This window comes from Caulobacter soli (assembly GCF_011045195.1).
Taxonomy (GTDB): Bacteria; Pseudomonadota; Alphaproteobacteria; order Caulobacterales; family Caulobacteraceae; genus Caulobacter; species Caulobacter soli.
On record NZ_CP049199.1, the window covers coordinates 4,746,324 to 4,763,496 of the forward strand.

Below are 17,173 nucleotides of genomic sequence, written 5' to 3' on the forward strand. Positions count from 1 at the left end.
TGTCGAAGGACGAGGTTCGGGCCAAGGAAAGTCGGGGCGTTTGAGATGTTGAAGACGTGTCTGGCGGCCCTGGCCGTCGCGATGACAGCGGGCATCACCATGGCGCAGACTCCGAAAGCTCCCTGGGAAGGCGAGATCCTTCCCCCCACGTTGCCCTGGCACGGGGCCAGCGAGAAGCTGATCGCCAAGCCGTCGGACCCGTGGATCACGCCGTCGGAGCTGACCGGCCTGACCGCCTCGCCCAACTACGCCGACACCCGCGCCTGGCTGGAAAAGCTGGACGCGGCCTCGCCGCTGATCCGCATGGAAACCTTCGGCACGTCGCCCGAGGGCCGCGACCTGCTAGTGCTCTACGTCTCCAAGGACGGCGCCAAGTTCGATCCGGCCAAGCCCATGCTGCTGGTCCAGGCCGGCATCCACCCGGGCGAGATCGACGGCAAGGACGCCGGCATGATGCTGCTTCGGGACATCGCGTTCCACGGCAAGGACGCGCTGCTCGACAAGGTCAACCTGGTCTTCGTGCCGATCTTCAGCGTCGACGGCCACGAGCGCGCCAGTCCCTACAGCCGCCCCAACCAGCGCGGCCCGGTCGTCCAGGGCTGGCGGCACACCGCCCAGAACCTCAATCTGAACCGCGACTACGGCAAGCTGGACGCGCCGGAGATGCGGGCGATGATCGGCCTGATCAATCGCGTCAAACCCGACCTCTACGTGGACATCCACGTCACCGACGGCGAGGACTACCAGTACGACATCACCTACGGCTGGGCCGGCTACCTGGGCGACTTCGCGCGCTCCAAGGCCACCAGCGCCTGGCTCGACAACGCCTACCTGCCGGCCACCCAGGCTGGGCTGAAGGCGGCGGGGCATATCCCCGGCCAGTTGGTCTTCGCCCTGGACGACCGTGACCCCAAGAAGGGCCTGGGCGCCTCGCCGGCCTCGCTGCGCTATTCCAACGGCTATGGCGACGTGGCCCGCATCGCCACGGTGCTGGTCGAAAACCATTCCCTCAAGCCCTACCGCCAGCGGGTGCTGGGCACCTATGTGCTGCTGGAGGAGAGCCTGAAGCTGCTGGCCCGCGACGGCGCCGCCCTGCGCGCCGCCGAGGCGGCCGACCGCGCCCAGCGTCCGGCCGTGATCGAGGCCAATTTCGGCACCGGCTTCGGCGGCGGCGGCGGCAAGCCGCTGCGCACCGTCAGCTTCCTGGGCGTTCAGTACGAAACCTACGACTCCCCCGCCACCGGCGGCAAGGAGGTGCGCTGGCTGGGCAAGCCCGATCCCACGCCCTGGTCGCTGCCGCTCTACGCGGCCGAACCGACCCTGAAGTTGATCCCGGCCAAGGCCTACTGGATCTCCTCGGCCAAGCCCGACGTCATCGAGCGCCTGCGCGTCCACGGCGTGGCGATGGAAACCTTGACCGCGCCCAGAACCGTGTCAGTCGACATGATCCGCTTCACCGCGCCGAAGATCGCCACCCACGCCAGCGAGGGCCATGTCGAGATCGCCGCCGGCCCGGTCACCCACGAGACCCGCTCGGTGACCTGGCCCGCCGGCTCGGTGCGGATCGCGACCGACCAGCCGCTGGGTGAACTGGTGACCCTGCTGCTGGAGCCCGAAAGCGACGAGAGCTTCTTCGCCTGGGGCATGTTCCCCGAAGTGCTGCAGCGCGTGGAATATATCGAGGGCTACGCCCTGGCCCCGCTGGCCGAGAAGATGCTGGCCGCCGATCCCAAGCTGAAAGCCGAGTTCGAGGCCAAGCTGGCGGCGGATCCGAAATTCGCCGCCGATCCCGACGCGCGGCTGGGCTGGTTCTACCAGCGCACGCCGTACTACGACGACCACTACAAGCTCTATCCGGTCGGTCGAGAGCTGTAGGGCGCTCAGGGGACACACACTCGCCCCCGCCACGACCTGGCTAGTCGCCTCTCCGACGATCGATCTTGCCAGCTCGCGCGAACGCTGACCCTTATGCGGCCCACGTTCGACTAGTTTCACGAGTGACGCCCCGATGGACACCATCGCTTCCGGCCACGCCGCCGCCCTGTGGGTGGGGCTGCACGTGCTGCTCCTGCTGACCCTGTCGCTGCTGGTCGTGCGCCTGCGACAAAAGCACAAGGTCGCCCTGGGGGATGAAGGCATTCCCGAACTGGCCCGCGCCATCCGCGCCTTCGGCAACGCCAGCGAGTACGTGCCCGGCGGCCTGGCGCTGATCCTGGCCCTGGCCGTGGTCGCCGCCCCGCCGCTGGCGATCCACGTGGTCGGGCTGGTGCTGTTCGCCGGCCGGCTGATCCACGCCGTGGGCCTGTCCAACAGCGGCGGCGCCTCGATCTCGCGGTCGCTGGGCATGATCGGCACCTGGGTGGCCTACATCTTCGGCGCGGTGGCCCTGCTGTTCTACGCGATCGGCTAGGTTCGTGGCGCGGGCCGCTTGCCCCCGGCCTTCCCCGTCGTCCATAAGACCGCATGGACGAAAACCTGTTGCATGACGTGCTCGCCGCCGCGCGGACCGCTGGCGCCGACGCCGCCGAAGCCGTGTTCGCGCAGCGCCAATCCCTCTCCGTCGGCGTCCGCCTGGGCGAACTGGAGGAGGTCGAGCGCGAGGAATCCCGCGACATCGGCCTGCGGGTCTTCATCGGCAAGCAGAGCGCCACGGTCTCCGGCTCGGACATCTCGGCCGAGGGCCGCGCCAAGCTGATCGACCGCGCCGTGGCCATGGCCCGCCTGGCCCCCGAGGATCCCTACGCCGCCCTGGCCCCCGCCGAGCGCCTGGCGCGCGGGCCGTTCCGCGACCTCGATCTCTTCGATCCCACCGAACCTTCGGCCGAAACCCTGGAGGCCCAGGCCCGAGAGGCCGAGGCCGCCGCCCGCGCCGTCGAGGGCGTGACCAATTCCGACGGCGGCTCGTCGTCGTGGAGCGCCTCGACCTGGCGGCTGGTCACCAGCGAAGGCTTCTCCGGCCTGCACCAGGCCAGCGGTTTCGGCGTCTCGGCCTCGGCCATCGCCGGTGAAGGCGCGAGCATGGAACGTGGCGGCGAAGGCCGCTCAACCCGCCACGCCGCCGACCTGCCCTCGCCCACGGCCATCGGGACCAAGGCCGGCGAGCTGGCCGTGGCCAAGCTGAACCCGCGCAAGATCGACTCGACCACCGCCCCGGTGATCTTCGAGAACCGCCTGGCCATGTCGCTGATCAGCCCGCTGATCGGCGCGATCTCGGGCCCGTCGATCGCCCGAGGAACCTCGTTCCTGAAGGACAAGCTGGGCCAGCGGATCTTCGCCGAGGGCGTCAATCTGCTGGACGACCCGTTCCGGGTGCGCGGCCTGGGCTCGGCCCCGTTCGACGACGAGGGCGTGGCCTGCGAAGCCCGCGCCCTGATCGACGACGGCGTGCTGACCACCTGGCTGATGAACATCAGCTCGGCCAAGCAGCTGGGCCTGCAGAGCACCGGCCACGCCTCGCGGGGCCTCGCTGGCCCGTCGGGCGTCTCGACCCATAACCTGACGATGCAGCCCGGCGAACGCGATCTGGCCGGCCTGATGGCCGTTGCGGGCACGGGCCTGCTGGTCACCTCGATGTTCGGCCCCTCGCTGAACGGCAACACCGGCGACTGGTCGGTGGGCTGCTCGGGATTCTGGTTCGAGAACGGCGTCTCGACCGGTCCGGTCACCGAGATCACCGTGGCCGGCAACCTGATCGACATCTACGCCCGCCTGGTTCCCGGCTCGGACCTGGAGATCCGGGGCGCCAGCAACAGCCCGTCCCTGCTGGTCGACGCCCTGGCGATCGCCGGCAAATGAGCGATCTCGACCTGATCCTGACGGCCGCCCGCGAAGCCGGGGCCCTGGCGCTCTCGGCCCGCGAGGGCGGCTTGAAGATCTGGTCCAAGGACGGCGGCTCGCCGGTCACCGACGCTGACCTGGCGGTGGACGCCCTGCTGAAGGACCGCCTGGGCGCGGCCCGGCCCGACTATGGCTGGCTGTCGGAAGAGACCGCCGACGATCCCGCGCGCCTTTCCACCACCCGCCAGTTCGTGGTCGACCCGATCGACGGCACCGCCGCCTATCTGAAGGGCAAGCCCTGGTTCGCCGTGTCGATCGCCGTGGTCGAGAACGGCCGCCCGATCGCCGGCGTGGTCCACGCCCCGGCCCTGGACGAGACCTATGTCGCCACCCTGGGCGGCGGCGCGACCCTGAACGGGGCGCCGATCAGTCCCAGCGACACGGAGGATCTCGAAGACGCCGCCATGCTGGGCGACGCCCGGATGTTCGTGCATCCGTCTTGGCCCACGCCCTGGCCGCCCATGCGGGTGGAGAGCCGCAACTCGATCGCCTATCGCCTGTGCCTGGTGGCCGCCGGGGCCTTCGACGCGGCCATCGCCCTGTCGTCCAAGAACGAGTGGGACCTGGCCGCCGCCGACCTGATCTGCGCCGAGGCCGGCGCCGCCTTGACCGACCATCTGGGCCGGACCTTCACCTATAATCGCGCGAATCCGCTGCTTCCGAGCGTGGTTTGCGCCAATCGCGCGCTTCACCCGTTGATCCTGTCACGCGTCGGGCATATCGCACTGCCGTAACGATAACTTCCGCGCAGGAAATTCCACGCCATGAGCGACAAGCAGCTTCTTCACCTCGTGATCGGCGGTGAACTGAAGAACGTTTCCGATATCGAATTCCGCGACCTGTCCCAGGTCGAATTCGTCGGCGCCTACGCCAGCTACGCCGAAGCCCACGCCGCCTGGAAGGCCAAGGCTCAGGCCACCGTCGACAACGCCCATGCGCGGTACTTCATTATCCACGCGCACAAGCTGCTGGATCCTAGCCTGGACTAGGCGTCCTAAAGCCTCCCCCTGTGGGGGAGGTGTCGGCGAAGCCGACGGAGGGGGGAGTGATCGGCGGACAACCGCGCCCGGATCGACGATCCCATAACTCCCCCCACCGATCGCTACGCGATCGCCTCCCCCACAGGGGGAGGCTTTTTCCTACTCCCGCCGCAAGATCCCTTCCGTCACGATCCCGCCGATCATCCCGGCCCGGAAGTCGGCCTTGATCTTCACGGGGTCGTAGTCGGGGCTCTCCACCCACTGGGTGAAGGTCAGGCCCTTGGGGGCGGCGTCGGTCAGGTAGCGCTCGAAGGTGTAGTCCAGCACGCCGGTCTTGCCCTGCTTGATGTGCAGGTACTTGAACGACAGCTGCTCGACGGCCTCCTCGATCGGCAGGCCCAGGCGGTAGTGGCAGTAGAGCACGCTCATGATGCCCGCCCGGTCCGCGCCGGACTTGCAGTGCATCAGGGCCGGATATTCGATGCTCTCGAACAGGTCGCGCGCGCCCAGCACCCGCTCCTTGATCGGAACCTCGCGCGAGGTGATCACGAAGTCGACCATCTTCAGGCCCAGCTGATCGCAGGCGTATTTCTCCAGTGCGTAGAAGCTGCCGTCGAACCCGCCGCGCAGGTTGATGACGGTCTTGATGCCCTTCTTCTTCCACTCGGCCAGCTGATGCGGCCACGGCTGGTTGGTGCGCACCAGCTCGGGGCTGATCCAGTGGTCGTTCTTGAAGCCCAGGCGCAGATAGGCGTGGTCGTTCCACCAGTAGGACAGATAGGTCTTGAACCGTCCCCAGCGGGTGGTCGTGTCGTAGCCGGGCAAGCGGGCGTTCCTTCGGTGAAGCGGGCTAAATAGGCGCCACAGCCCTGTAATGCAAAAGCCACAGCGCCGCACCCCCGCCGCAATGACAGGTCACACGGCCGTTGACACTCAACGCGCGAAATCCGACCCCTGCCGCATGACCGATCCCGCCGCGCCGCAAGCCAGCAACCGCGCCCTCGCCGCGCGGATCTGGCGCGACTACCTCAAGCCGCGTCGTAACCGGCTGGCGACGGCGATCGCCAGCGCCGCCATCGTCGCGGCCCTGAGCGGCGCTTTGGCCAAGGTGCTGCAGCCCGCCGTCGACCACCTGATCAGCCACCCCCAGCCCGGCGCCATCATCCGCATCCCGCTGCTGATCGCGGGGATCGCCATCGCGCGCGGCCTGTTCCAGGTGCTGCAGACCACCTCGATCAACCACATCGGCAACGGCGTGGTCGGCGACATGCAGGTGCGCCTGTTCGGCAAGCTGGTGCGCTCGGACCTGGCCCGGCTGCGCGGCGCCCACTCAGGTTCGTACGTCTCGTCGATGCTCTATGACGCCACCCTGATCCGCGAGGCGGCGACCAGCGGCGTGGTCAACTACACCCGCGAGTTCCTGACCGTGATCGCCACGGTGGCCGTCATGTTCCAGCTGGACCCGATCCTGGCCGGCGGCGTGCTGGTGGTCGGCCCGGTGGCCAGCCTGTTCATCCGCCGCTTCTCCCGGAAGACCACCAAGGCCGCAAAAGGCGCCATGGGCGAAACCTCCAACCTGTCGACCGCGATCATGGAGAGCCTGGACGGGGTCAAGATCGTCAAGATGGAGAACCGCGAGGCCTATGAGGAAGGCCGCGTGGCCGCCGTGGTCGAGCGCCGCCAGCGCCACCTGATCAAGGGCTCCAACGCCAAGGCCATGGCCGCCCCCGCCACCGAAGCGTTTGGCGCCTTGGTCACCGCGGCCGTCTTCGCCTACGCCGGCTGGCGGGCGACCACCGGCGGCATGACCGCCGGGGTGTTCACCGCCTTCCTGGCCGCCCTGGCCATGGCCCTGCAGTCGCTGCGCCAGGTGGCCAACCTGCAGACGGTGTTCAGCGAGGGCCTGACCGCCGCCCGCCGCCTGTTCGAACAGCTGGACGTCGAGCCGGCCATCGCCGACCCCGTCGACGCCAAGGTCCTGCCGGCCGGCGAGGCGACCATCGCCTTCGAGACCGTCAGCTTCGCCTATGGCGACAACGCTCCGGCCCTGCACGAGGTGTCGATCACCGCCAGCCGGGGCGAGACCATCGCCCTGGTCGGCCCCTCGGGCGGCGGCAAGAGCTCGCTGCTGAATCTGATCCCGCGCTTCTACGACGTCACCGCCGGCGCGGTGACCATCGACGGCCACGACGTGCGCGGCGTGACCCTGGCCAGCCTGCGCGACCGCATCGCCCTGGTCACCCAGGAGCCGTTCCTGTTCGACGACACCATCCGCGCCAACATCGCCTACGCCCGGCCCAGCGCCGCCGAGGACGAGATCGAGGCCGCGGCCCGCCAGGCGGCGGCGCACGACTTCATCTCCGAGCTGCCGTTGGGCTACGACACCATCGTCGGCGAGGCCGGCGCGCGGCTGTCGGGCGGCCAGCGCCAGCGCATCGCCATCGCCCGCGCCTTCCTAAAGGACGCCCCGATCCTGCTGCTGGACGAGGCCACCAGCGCCCTGGACACCGAGAGCGAGGCCCAGGTCCAGGCGGCGCTGGAGCGGCTGATGGCCGGCCGCACCACCATCCTGATCGCCCACCGCCTGTCGACCGTGAAGGGCGCGGACCGCATCTACGTGATCGACCGGGGTCGGGTGGTCGAGACCGGAACCCATGCCTCGCTGGTGCGCCACAAGGGCCTCTACGCCCGCCTGGCCAAGGCCCAGGATCTGGACCAACTGCCGGAGGCCACCGCTTGAGGCCGCTGCGTTCCCCGTTGGTGATCACGATCCTGTCGTCGATCTTCGCCGGCTATTCCAAGCTGGTGTTCCGCACCCTGCGCATGACCCATGAGGGCCAGGAACACGCCGAAACCGTCTGGGCCCAGGGGCGCGAGACCGGGGTCGGGGCGATCCTGTGCTTCTGGCACGCGCGCATCCCGATGTCGCCGCTGACCTGGCCGCAGGACCCCGGCCGCCAGGACATGCGGGCCCTGATCTCGCGCTCGGCCGACGGCGAGTTCATCGCCCAGACCGTCGAGAAGCTGGGCTTCCCGGCCATTCGCGGCTCGTCGACCAAGAAGACCGACCCGGCCAAGAACAAGCACGGCGAGCAGGCTTTCCGCGACATGATCAAGTGGGTCAAGGACGGCGGCGGCATCGCCATCACGCCGGACGGCCCGCGCGGCCCGGCCGAGCGCATGGAGAAGGGCACGCCCTCCCTGGCCCGGGTGACCGGCGCCCCGGTGATCTTCGTGGGCCTGGCCGCCAAGCCGTGCCTGCGCCTGGGCTCGTGGGACCGCACCGTCGTGCCCCTGCCCTTCGCCAGAGCCGCCATGGTCTGGAGCGCGCCGACGTCGGCTGGGCGTGGGGATGATCCGGACGCGCTCGTGGAGGACTGGGCGGCGCAGCTGTCGGCGGTGACGCGGCGGGCGGAGGTATTGGTGGGGTTGGAGCCGGATCAGGTTTAGGCCCTGCACCGATCACTTGCCCCCTACGGACCGCTTCGCGGTCGTCTTCCCCCGAAGGGGGAAGAGGCTTCCGCCGGCGGCTCTGGAGCCTCCGCCCCCTACGGGGGCGGACAGACCGCAAAGCGGTCAGGTGGGGGCAAGAGGGTGAGCCACATTGTGAACGATTGATCCGCCCCTCCCTTGGTGGGATGTAGACCCCATGCCGCACGATCACGCCGACCACGCCCACGACCACCATGGCCACGATCATGGTCACGGCCACGCGCACGGCCATTCCCACGATCACGACCATGGCCACGGCCACCATCACCACGGCCCCGGCGGTCACCACCACGCCCCCAAGGACTTCGGCCGCGCCTTCGCGATCGGCGCCACGCTGAACATCGGCTTCGTGGTCGCCGAGACCATCGCCGGCCTGATGACCCACTCGCTGGCCCTGCTGGCCGACGCCGGGCACAATCTGTCGGACGTGCTGGGCCTGTTCATGGCCTGGGGCGCGGTGATCCTGGCCAAGAAGGCCCCGGGCGGACGCCACACCTACGGCCTGCGCAAGGGCACGATCCTGGCCTCGCTGACCAACGCCGTGGTGCTGCTGGTGGCGGTGGGCGCCATCGCCTGGGAGGCCGTGCGCCGGTTCGCCGATCCGCAGCCGATCGAAGCCGGACCCGTGATGATCGTCGCGGCCATCGGCATCGTCATCAACACCGCCACGGCCCTGATGTTCATGAAGGGCTCCAAGGACGACCTGAACATCCGCGGGGCCTTTCTGCACATGGCCGCCGACGCCGCCATCTCGGCCGGCGTCGTGGTGGCCGCCGCCGCCATGTGGGCCACCGGCTGGCTGTGGCTGGACCCGGTGGTCAGCCTGGGCATCGTGATCGTCATCGTGCTGGGCACCTGGAGCCTGCTGCGCGACAGCCTGGACCTGGCCCTGGACGCCGCCCCGCGCGGCATCGACCCCAAGGCCGTGGGCGACTGGCTGGCCGCCCGCCCCGGCGTCACCGAGGTGCACGACCTGCACATCTGGGCGATGAGCACCACCGAGACGGCCATGACCGCCCACCTGGTCCGCCCCGAAAATCCCGACAACGACCGGTTCCTGCACGACATCTGCGGCGAGATGTCCAAGCGCTTCAAGATCGGCCACGTCACCATCCAGGTGGAGAGCGGGGGCGTGGCCACCTGCCACCTGGCCGGCGCGGACGCGGTGTGAGTCTTCCCCTATCCCTGGCGCTGTACCGCGCGGCCACCACCGCGCTGGAGCCGTTCGCGCCGCTGATCCTTTCCCGCCGCGCCAAGGCCGGCAAGGAGGACCGTGCGCGGCTGCACGAGCGCCTGGGTCGGCCCAAGACTTCCCGTCCTGAAGGCCGGCTGGTCTGGCTGCACGGGGCCAGCGTCGGCGAGAGCCTGTCGATCCTGCCCCTGGTCGAGCGCCTGCGGATCGAGCGCCCCGACGTCGCCGTGCTGGTGACCTCGGGCACCGTCACCTCGGCGCAGCTGCTGGCCCGCCGCCTGCCGCCCGGGGCGATCCACCAGTTCGCGCCGGTCGACACGCCCGGCGGCGCCAAGCGGTTCCTCGACCACTGGCGACCCGACCTGGCCGTCTTCGTCGAGAGCGAACTCTGGCCCAACCTGCTGCTGGTCGCCAAGGCGCGCGGCGTGAAACTGGCCCTGGTCTCGGCCAAGCTGTCGGACAAGAGCTACGCCGGCTGGCGGGCCCGGCCGTTCGCGGCCTATGAGCTGTTCAGCGGCTTCGACCTGATTCTGGCCCAGGACGGCCGCGCGGCCGAGCGGCTGTCCAGCCTGGGCGGGGTCGTGGCCGGCGAGGCCGACCTGAAGTTCGGCTCGGACCCGCTGCCGGTCGACGCCGCGGCCCTGACCAGCCTGCGCGTGCGCCTCAGCGACCGGCCGGTGCTGCTGGCCGCCAGCACCCATCCGGGCGAGGACGAGATCGTGCTGGACGCCTGGCGCGCCCTGCCCAGCCGCCCGCATCTGGTGATCGTTCCGCGCCATCCGGAGCGCGGCCCCGCCGTCGCCGACCTCGCCCTGGCGACCGGCGCCACGGTATCCTTGCGCAGCCGCGAGCCCGACGACTCCGCCGAGGTGATCGTCGCCGACACCCTGGGCGAGCTGGGCCTCTGGTACCGCCTGGCGGATCTCGCCCTGATCGCCGGCAGTTTCGTGCCGGGGATCGGCGGCCACAACCCGCTGGAGCCGGCGCGCCTGGACTGCCCGATCGTCTCCGGCCCCCACGTCGAGAACTGGCTGACCGCCTATGCCGACCTGCGCGACGCCGACGGCGCGGCCTTCGCCGACGCCTCGGTGCTGGGCGAGCGCCTGGCCGGCCTGCTGGCCGAGCCGGCGGCGCTGAGCTCGCAGGCCGGACGCGCCCGGGTCTTCACCGCCCAGCGCGACGCCGAGGCTCGGGCGGGCCTGGACCGCATCATCGCCCTGCTCGACGCGGAGGTCGCGCCATGAAGCTGGCCACCCCGCGCTGGTGGTATCGCCGCGACGGCGCCCCCAGCCCCATCACGCGTCTGCTGTTGACGCCGCTGTCGTGGATCTGGGCCGCCCAGACCGCCCGGCGCATCGCCCGCACCCAGCCGCGCGGCGCCGACTGCGCGGTGATCTGCGTCGGCAATTTCACGGTCGGCGGGGTGGGCAAGACGCCGATCGTCCGCGAACTGCTGCTGACCCTGACCCAGCGGGGCCGCCGCGCCCACGGCCTGTCGCGCGGCTATGGCGGCAAGCTGAAGGGGCCGGTGCGGGTCGACCTGGCGCGCCACACCGCCCGCGACGTCGGCGACGAGCCGCTGATGCTGGCCCAGGACTTTCCGATGTGGGTGTCGCGCGACCGGGTGCTGGGCGCGCGCAAGGCCGCCGCCAACGGGGCCGAGGTGGTGGTCATGGACGACGGCCACCAGAACCCCGACCTGCGCAAGACCCTGTCGCTGGTGGTGGTCGACGGCGAGACCCGCGACGACGAGTGGCCGTTCGGCGACGGCAAGGTGTTCCCCGCCGGCCCGATGCGCGAGCCGCTGGCCGTCAGCCTGGCCCGCACCGACGCGGTGATCGTGCTGCTGCCCGACGACCTGCCGGCCGCCGATCCGGCGCTGCTGGCGCTGTTCGGAGACACCCCGGTGCTGATCGCCCGGCTGGAGCCCGCCGTCCCGCCGCCCAAGGGCCGCCAGGTCGGCTTCGCCGGCATCGGCAAGCCCTGGAAGGTCGAACGCGCCCTCAAGGCCGCCGGCTGCCACTTGGTCGACTTCGCGCCCTATCCCGATCATGGCGACTATGACGAGGCGACGCTGCAGTTTTTGGCCGACCGCGCCGCGACCTACAGCGCCGGCCTGGTGACGACCGAGAAGGACTGGGTGCGACTGCCCCAGGCCTGGCGGGACAAGGTCACGGCCTGGCCGGTGCGGGCGCGGTTCGAGGAAGAGCACGTGCTGGCGGCGGTGCTGGAGAGCGTGGGGTTGTAGTCACTTGCCCCCACCTGGCGGCTTCGCCGCCTGTCCGCCCCCACAGGGGGCGGAGGACGAAACGCGCAGCCTCTTCCCCCTGTGGGGGAAGACGATCGCGAAGCGATCCGTAGGGGGCAAGTGTTCGCCGCCTAGGCCCCCGCCTTCTTCGCGAACTCCCAGGCGCCTCGCGCCAGCACCGGCACCCGCGCCTCCATGATCTCGGCATGGGCGCTGGCCGCCGTCCCATCCCGGACCCGCCCGACGATCCCCTGGCAGATCCCCGCCAGCCGGAAGAGGTTGTAGCTGAAATACCAGTCCAGGTTCGGCAAACCATCGCGGCCGGTCAGCTTGCAGTATTGCGCCACCGCCTCCGGAATGGTCGGCACGCCATAGGCCGTCAGGTCCGAGATCTCGGCCAGGCCGCCGCGCTGGTCGGACGGCATCACCCAGTTCATCAGGAAGTAGCTGAAGTCGGCCAGCGGATTGCCCAGGGTCGACAGTTCCCAGTCCAGCACCGCCACCACGCGCGGCTCGGTGGCGTGCAGGATCATGTTGTCCAGCCGATAGTCGCCATGGACGATCGAGGTCATCTCATCGGCGGGACAGCTGGCCGGCAGGAATTCGATCAGGCGGTCCATGTCCTCGATCGTCCTGGTCTCGGACGCCTTGTACTGCTTGGTCCAGCGGTCGATCTGGCGGGCGAAGTAGTTGCCCGGCTTGCCGTAGTCGGCCAGGCCGACGGCGGCGTAGTCGACATTGTGCAGGGCGGCCAGGGTGGCGATCTCGGCCTCGTAGATCGCCCGGCGCTCGGCGGGCGCGTAGTCGGGCAAGGTGCCGTCCCACAGGATCCGGCCTTCCACATTGTCCATCACGTAGAAGATCGTGCCGATCACCTCCTCGTCCATGCACAGGGCGTAGGCCTTGGCGACGGGGAAATCGGCCTTGTTGAGGCCCGAGATCACCTTGAACTCGCGGTCGACGGCGTGGGCGCTGGGCAGCAGCTTGCCCGGCGGCTTGCGGCGCAGGACATACTTCTTGGCCGGCGTGACCAGCTGATAGGTCGGGTTGGACTGGCCGCCCTTGAACTGCCGCACCTCCAGCGGGCCGGCATAGCCTTCGACGTTCGCTTCCAGCCAGCTCGCCAGCCTGGCCTCGTCAATGGCGTGGCGCGGGTCGACGGGCTTGGTTCCGGAATTCAGATCCTGGGCGGACTGTTCGGCGGCGGCCATGCGCTTACTCCCCAACGCTTGTTTGAAAGGGAGTTTAGAGGGTGGGGCGTAGGGCGCAAGCTTCGATGGCGCCGTGCGCGGGACGGGGACAGACACATGTGCCTGTCCCCAACCGTATCTCGACGCCTACGCGTGCTGGCTCAGCGCCCGCCAGCCGATGTCGGAGCGATAGAACCCGCCCTCCAGCGACACCGTGCCCAGGGCCGCATAGGCCACGTCGCGGGCTTCGTGCAGCGTCGCCCCCAGGGCGCAGACGTTCAGCACCCGGCCGCCGGCGGCGACTAGGCGGCCCTCGAACTCGCGGGCCGTGCCGGCGTGGAAGATCACGGCCTCGCCGCCGAAGTCGGCGTCGGCGCCCAGGATCCGGCCGCCGGTCTTGGGCGCGTCGGGATAGCCCTCGGCGGCCAGGACGACGCAGATCGCCGCCTCGTCGCGCCAGACCGGCTTGTCGGCCGAGGCCAGCTCGCCCTTGGCGGCGGCCAGCAGGATCGGCACCAGATCGCTTTCCAGCCGCAGCATCAGCGTCTGGCATTCGGGATCGCCGAAGCGGGCGTTGTACTCGACCAGCTTCGGCCCCGTGGGCGTCAGCATCAGGCCGGCATAGAGCACGCCCACATAGGGGCAGCCCTCGGCGGCCATGCCCTCGACGGTGGGAACCACCAGCTCGCGCCAGGCCTGCTCGATCAGGGCGTCGGTCAGGACGGGCGGCGGCGAATAGGTGCCCATGCCGCCGGTGTTGGGACCCTCGTCGCCATTATAGGCCCGCTTGTGATCCTGGGCGGCGCCGAACAGCACGGCGGTCTTGCCGTCGCAGATCGCGAAGAGGGAGGCCTCCTCGCCGTGCATGAACTCCTCGATCACCACCCGCGCCCCGGCCGAGCCGAAACGGCCGCCCAGCATGTCCAGCACGGCGGCGTCCGCCTCGGCGCGCGTCGCGGCGATCACCACGCCCTTGCCGGCCGCCAGGCCGTCGGCCTTGATCACGAACGGCGCGTCCAGGGTGTCCAGGAACGTGCCGGCCGAGGCCGCGTCGGTGAACACGCCATAGGCCGCCGTCGGCAGGCCGTGGCGGGCGCAGAAGTCCTTGGTGAAGGCCTTGGAGGTCTCCAGCCGCGCGGCCTGGGCGCTGCCGCCGAAACAGGGGATGCCGACCTTGGCCAGTTCGTCGGCCAGACCGACCTCCAGCGCCGATTCCGGGCCGACCACGACGAGATCGGCGGCGATCTCCTGGGCCAGGGCCACCAGCCCCGCCACGTCGAGGACCTTCACCGCCCGCAGTTCGGCGACCTGCTCGATGCCCGGATTGCCCGGGGCGGCGACAAGGCGGCCGCACAGCGGCGACTGGGCGATCTTCCAGGCCAGGGCGTGTTCACGACCGCCGGACCCGACGAGGAGGATGTTCAGCTTTTCCATGAGGCCGGGGTGTCGCGCGGCAACCGCGCCGGGTCAAGGCCGCGGGACCGAGGCGGCGCCCCGCCGGACACGCCATGACGATCCGCTACGCCGGCTGGAGCGCACGTCCCCGGCCGGCGGCTTTCCAACGCGGCGTGGGAGTGGTCATGTGTTCGTCATCGGCCATCGCCTAGTCTCACCGCGTCCGGCGTCGCCGGTTTGGGGAAATCCATGAAGCCTCCGATCAAGCGCCTGAGCGACCTGAAGCCGTCGGCGGAGCCGGCCGGCGCCTATGCCCGCCCCACTCCGAAGGTGGCCCGGCGCAAGAGCGCCAAGGTGCTGACCGACGAGGAACGGGCGGCCTTCCTGGCCTCACGGCCGGATCTCGCGCCCAAGGGGTAGGTCACGACAACAAATGGGGACATACGCATGCGTGTGTCCCCCAAACGCCAACAGCCCCGACCTCTCGGCCGGGGCTGTCGCGATTCCAGCGCGGATCCGCCGCCTTAAGCCGCGTCGAGATCCAGCGAATAGCCCGCCGAACGCACGGTGCGGATCGGGTCGCCGTCCACGTCGCCGTTCAGCGCCTTGCGCAGGCGGCCGATGTGGACGTCGACGGTGCGCGCCTCGACATAGACGTCCGAGCCCCAGACGGCGTCCAGCAGCTGTTCGCGGCTGAACACCCGGCCCGGATGCTGCATCAGGTAGTCGAGCAGGCGGAACTCGGTCGGGCCGAGGTGGACTTCCTTGCCCTGGCGCTTCACGCGGTGGGCGACGCGGTCGATGACGATGTCGCCGACCGTGATGCGGTCGTCGGCCAGGCCCGGGCGGATGCGGCGCAGGACGGCGCGGACGCGGGCGGTCAGCTCGATCATCGAGAACGGCTTGACCACATAGTCGTCGGCGCCGGTGTCGAGACCGCGGATCCGGTCGCTCTCCTCGCCGCGCGCCGTCAGCATGATGATCGGCACGTTGCGGGTTTCGGAGCGGCCGCGCAGGCGGCGGCAGACCTCGATGCCCGAGACCTTGGGCAGCATCCAGTCCAGGATCACCAGGTCGGGCGCGCGCTCCGAAGCCATGGTCAGGGCTTCTTCGCCATCGCCGGCCACGCCGACGACATAGCCTTCCTTGTCGAGATTGTAGTGCAGCAGGGTGGCCAGGGCGTCTTCGTCTTCGACCACCAGAACGTACGGAGTCACTTCGGCCTACCCTCTTTAGTTCGACAGCTCGAGCTTGGGACGCTGCGAGATGATCTCTTCGCCCGTCAGCTCGAAATGGATGATCTCGGCGATGTTGGTGGCGTGGTCGCCGATGCGCTCAAGGTTCTTGGCCACGAACAGCAGGTGGGCGCACGGATTGATCGTCCGGGGGTCGCCCATCATGTAGGTCAGCAGTTCGCGGAAGATGGCGTTGTAGTGCTCGTCGACCTCTTCGTCGCGGCCCCAGACGCCGATGGCGCGCTGCAGGTCCGACGAGGTGTAGGCGTCCAGCACGTCCTTCAGGCGGCCCTGGACCAGGCGGCCCATGCGCTCGATCGAGCGGGTCAGGGCGCTCATCGGATCGGCTTCGGTCAGGATCAGGGCGCGCTTGCCGATGTTCTTGGCCATGTCGCCGCAGCGTTCCAGGCTCATCGAGATCTTCAGGGCGGCGACGGCGTGGCGCAGGTCCACGGCCATCGGCTGGCGCAGGGCGATCAGCTTGAAGGCCTTGCGCTCGATCTCGCCCTGCAGGGCGTCGAGGCGCTCGTCGCGGGCCACGACCTGCTGGGCCAGGGGCGCGTCGCGGCGGGCGATGCAGTCGATGGCGTCGGCGACCTGGGCCTCGGCCAGGCCGCCCATGCGGGTGACCTCGGCCGTGAGGTGGTTCAGCTCTTCGCCGTAGGACTTGACGGTATGCTCGGTCATGTCGGGGTCCTTACCGGTTAGCCGAAGCGGCCGGTGATGTAGTCTTGCGTGCGGGTGTCGCGGGGATTGGTGAACATCTCCTCGGTCGGACCGCTTTCGACCAGCTTGCCCAGGTGGAAGAAGGCCGTCTTCTGCGAGACGCGGGCGGCCTGGGCCATCGAGTGGGTGACGATGACGATGCAGAACTGGCTGCGCAGCTCGTCGATCAGCTCCTCGATCTTGGCGGTGGCGATCGGGTCGAGGGCCGAGCAGGGCTCGTCCATCAGGATCACTTCCGGCGAGACGGCGATGGCGCGGGCGATGACCAGGCGCTGCTGCTGACCGCCCGACAGGCCGGTGCCGGCCTGGTGCAGGCGATCGGCGACCTCGTTCCACAGGCCGGCCTTCTTCAGGCTGGCCTCGACGATGGCTTCCAGCTCGTCCTTGCGCGTGGCCAGGCCGTGGATCTTGGGGCCGTAGGCGACGTTCTCGAAGATCGTCTTGGGGAAAGGGTTCGGCTTCTGGAACACCATGCCGACGCGCGAGCGCAGCACCACCGGGTCGACGCTCTTGGCGTTGACGTCGTTGCCGTCGATCTCGATCGAACCCTGGACCTTGGCCGAGGGGATCGTGTCGTTCATGCGGTTGATGCAGCGCAGGAAGGTCGACTTGCCGCAGCCCGACGGGCCGATGAAGGCGGTGACCGACTTGGCCGGCACGTCGAGGCTGACGTCGAACAGCGCCTGCTTCTCGCCGTAGAAGACGTTGACGTCGCGGGCCCGGATCTTGAACTCGCTGGTGGTCACGTGTCCGTGGCCGGCGGGGATGGCCGAGGCCAGGGTGGGCGCGTGAGCGGCGATGGTGTCGTCGCGGTTTTCGGTCGGCATGGCGTGTCCCAGCGAAAGGGAAGAAGCGAGGGGATTGAGGAAGCTCATGAT

Annotated in this window: 17 protein-coding genes; 11 read left to right on the forward strand and 6 right to left on the reverse strand. The window is 69.6% G+C overall.

The window, feature by feature from the left end:
• Positions 1-45 precede the first annotated feature (45 nt).
• The 5 genes from G3M62_RS22120 (at position 46) to G3M62_RS22140 (ending at position 4,826) form a co-directional block, all read left to right on the forward strand.
• Positions 46-1,875 carry a M14 family metallopeptidase gene (locus tag G3M62_RS22120; protein WP_165190701.1) on the forward strand — a complete coding sequence of 610 codons (1,830 nt, stop codon included), beginning with the start codon at positions 46-48 and terminating at the stop codon, positions 1,873-1,875.
• A gap of 133 nt (positions 1,876-2,008) precedes the next feature.
• Positions 2,009-2,410 carry an MAPEG family protein gene (locus G3M62_RS22125; protein ID WP_165190702.1) on the forward strand — a complete coding sequence of 134 codons (402 nt, stop codon included), beginning with the start codon at positions 2,009-2,011 and terminating at the stop codon, positions 2,408-2,410.
• 53 nt (positions 2,411-2,463) lie between these two features.
• The gene (locus tag G3M62_RS22130; RefSeq protein ID WP_165190703.1) at positions 2,464-3,795 is read left to right on the forward strand and encodes a TldD/PmbA family protein; all 1,332 of its coding nucleotides are present in this window, start codon (positions 2,464-2,466) and stop codon (positions 3,793-3,795) included.
• Positions 3,792-4,571 (forward strand): 3'(2'),5'-bisphosphate nucleotidase CysQ, encoded by a 780-nt coding sequence (locus tag G3M62_RS22135; RefSeq protein ID WP_165190704.1) that lies wholly within the window; start codon positions 3,792-3,794, stop codon positions 4,569-4,571. The genes G3M62_RS22130 and G3M62_RS22135 overlap by 4 nt, the downstream gene beginning before the upstream one ends.
• Before the next feature lie 30 nt (positions 4,572-4,601).
• Positions 4,602-4,826 (forward strand): DUF4170 domain-containing protein, encoded by a 225-nt coding sequence (locus G3M62_RS22140; RefSeq protein WP_165190705.1) that lies wholly within the window; start codon positions 4,602-4,604, stop codon positions 4,824-4,826.
• A 150-nt stretch (positions 4,827-4,976) separates the two neighbouring features.
• Here G3M62_RS22140 and G3M62_RS22145 read toward each other — a convergent pair whose 3' ends face one another.
• Complete coding sequence (locus G3M62_RS22145; RefSeq protein WP_165190706.1) at positions 4,977-5,642, reverse strand: fused DSP-PTPase phosphatase/NAD kinase-like protein; 666 nt, start codon at positions 5,640-5,642, stop codon at positions 4,977-4,979.
• A gap of 136 nt (positions 5,643-5,778) precedes the next feature.
• On the opposite strand from G3M62_RS22145, the gene G3M62_RS22150 reads away from it, so the two are divergent.
• From G3M62_RS22150 to lpxK, 5 genes are all read left to right on the forward strand, one after another.
• Positions 5,779-7,557, forward strand: a complete 1,779-nt coding sequence (locus tag G3M62_RS22150) for an ABC transporter ATP-binding protein (protein WP_165190707.1) — start codon at positions 5,779-5,781, stop codon at positions 7,555-7,557.
• Positions 7,554-8,267, forward strand: coding sequence for a lysophospholipid acyltransferase family protein (locus G3M62_RS22155; RefSeq protein ID WP_165190708.1), 714 nt, complete (start codon positions 7,554-7,556; stop codon positions 8,265-8,267). Before G3M62_RS22150 ends, G3M62_RS22155 begins: the two co-directional genes overlap by 4 nt.
• Before the next feature lie 199 nt (positions 8,268-8,466).
• A complete protein-coding gene (locus G3M62_RS22160; RefSeq protein WP_165190709.1) occupies positions 8,467-9,480 on the forward strand; it encodes a cation diffusion facilitator family transporter in 1,014 nt (337 codons plus the stop codon).
• On the forward strand, positions 9,477-10,745 hold the full coding sequence (locus G3M62_RS22165; RefSeq protein ID WP_246263382.1) for a 3-deoxy-D-manno-octulosonic acid transferase: 1,269 nt from the start codon (positions 9,477-9,479) through the stop codon (positions 10,743-10,745). The genes G3M62_RS22160 and G3M62_RS22165 overlap by 4 nt, the downstream gene beginning before the upstream one ends.
• The gene (lpxK, locus tag G3M62_RS22170; RefSeq protein ID WP_165190710.1) at positions 10,742-11,749 is read left to right on the forward strand and encodes a tetraacyldisaccharide 4'-kinase; all 1,008 of its coding nucleotides are present in this window, start codon (positions 10,742-10,744) and stop codon (positions 11,747-11,749) included. Before G3M62_RS22165 ends, lpxK begins: the two co-directional genes overlap by 4 nt.
• 131 nt (positions 11,750-11,880) lie before the next feature.
• On the opposite strand, the gene G3M62_RS22175 is transcribed toward lpxK, so the two are convergent.
• Both G3M62_RS22175 and purD read right to left on the reverse strand, forming a co-directional pair.
• Complete coding sequence (locus G3M62_RS22175) at positions 11,881-12,960, reverse strand: phosphotransferase (protein WP_165190711.1); 1,080 nt, start codon at positions 12,958-12,960, stop codon at positions 11,881-11,883.
• A gap of 126 nt (positions 12,961-13,086) precedes the next feature.
• Complete coding sequence (purD, locus tag G3M62_RS22180) at positions 13,087-14,373, reverse strand: phosphoribosylamine--glycine ligase (RefSeq protein WP_165190712.1); 1,287 nt, start codon at positions 14,371-14,373, stop codon at positions 13,087-13,089.
• A gap of 210 nt (positions 14,374-14,583) precedes the next feature.
• On the opposite strand from purD, the gene G3M62_RS22185 reads away from it, so the two are divergent.
• Positions 14,584-14,754, forward strand: coding sequence for a hypothetical protein (locus G3M62_RS22185; protein WP_165190713.1), 171 nt, complete (start codon positions 14,584-14,586; stop codon positions 14,752-14,754).
• A 104-nt stretch (positions 14,755-14,858) separates the two neighbouring features.
• Here G3M62_RS22185 and phoB read toward each other — a convergent pair whose 3' ends face one another.
• Genes phoB through pstB form a run of 3 tightly spaced genes read right to left on the reverse strand, consistent with a single transcriptional unit; the run spans position 14,859 to position 17,122 of the window.
• Positions 14,859-15,551, reverse strand: coding sequence for a phosphate regulon transcriptional regulator PhoB (phoB, locus tag G3M62_RS22190; RefSeq protein ID WP_012288542.1), 693 nt, complete (start codon positions 15,549-15,551; stop codon positions 14,859-14,861).
• A gap of 15 nt (positions 15,552-15,566) precedes the next feature.
• Entirely contained in the window at positions 15,567-16,256 is a 690-nt protein-coding gene (gene phoU, locus G3M62_RS22195) for a phosphate signaling complex protein PhoU (protein ID WP_165190714.1), read from the reverse strand.
• 17 nt (positions 16,257-16,273) lie between these two features.
• The gene (gene pstB, locus G3M62_RS22200; RefSeq protein WP_165190715.1) at positions 16,274-17,122 is read right to left on the reverse strand and encodes a phosphate ABC transporter ATP-binding protein PstB; all 849 of its coding nucleotides are present in this window, start codon (positions 17,120-17,122) and stop codon (positions 16,274-16,276) included.
• Positions 17,123-17,173 lie beyond the last annotated feature (51 nt).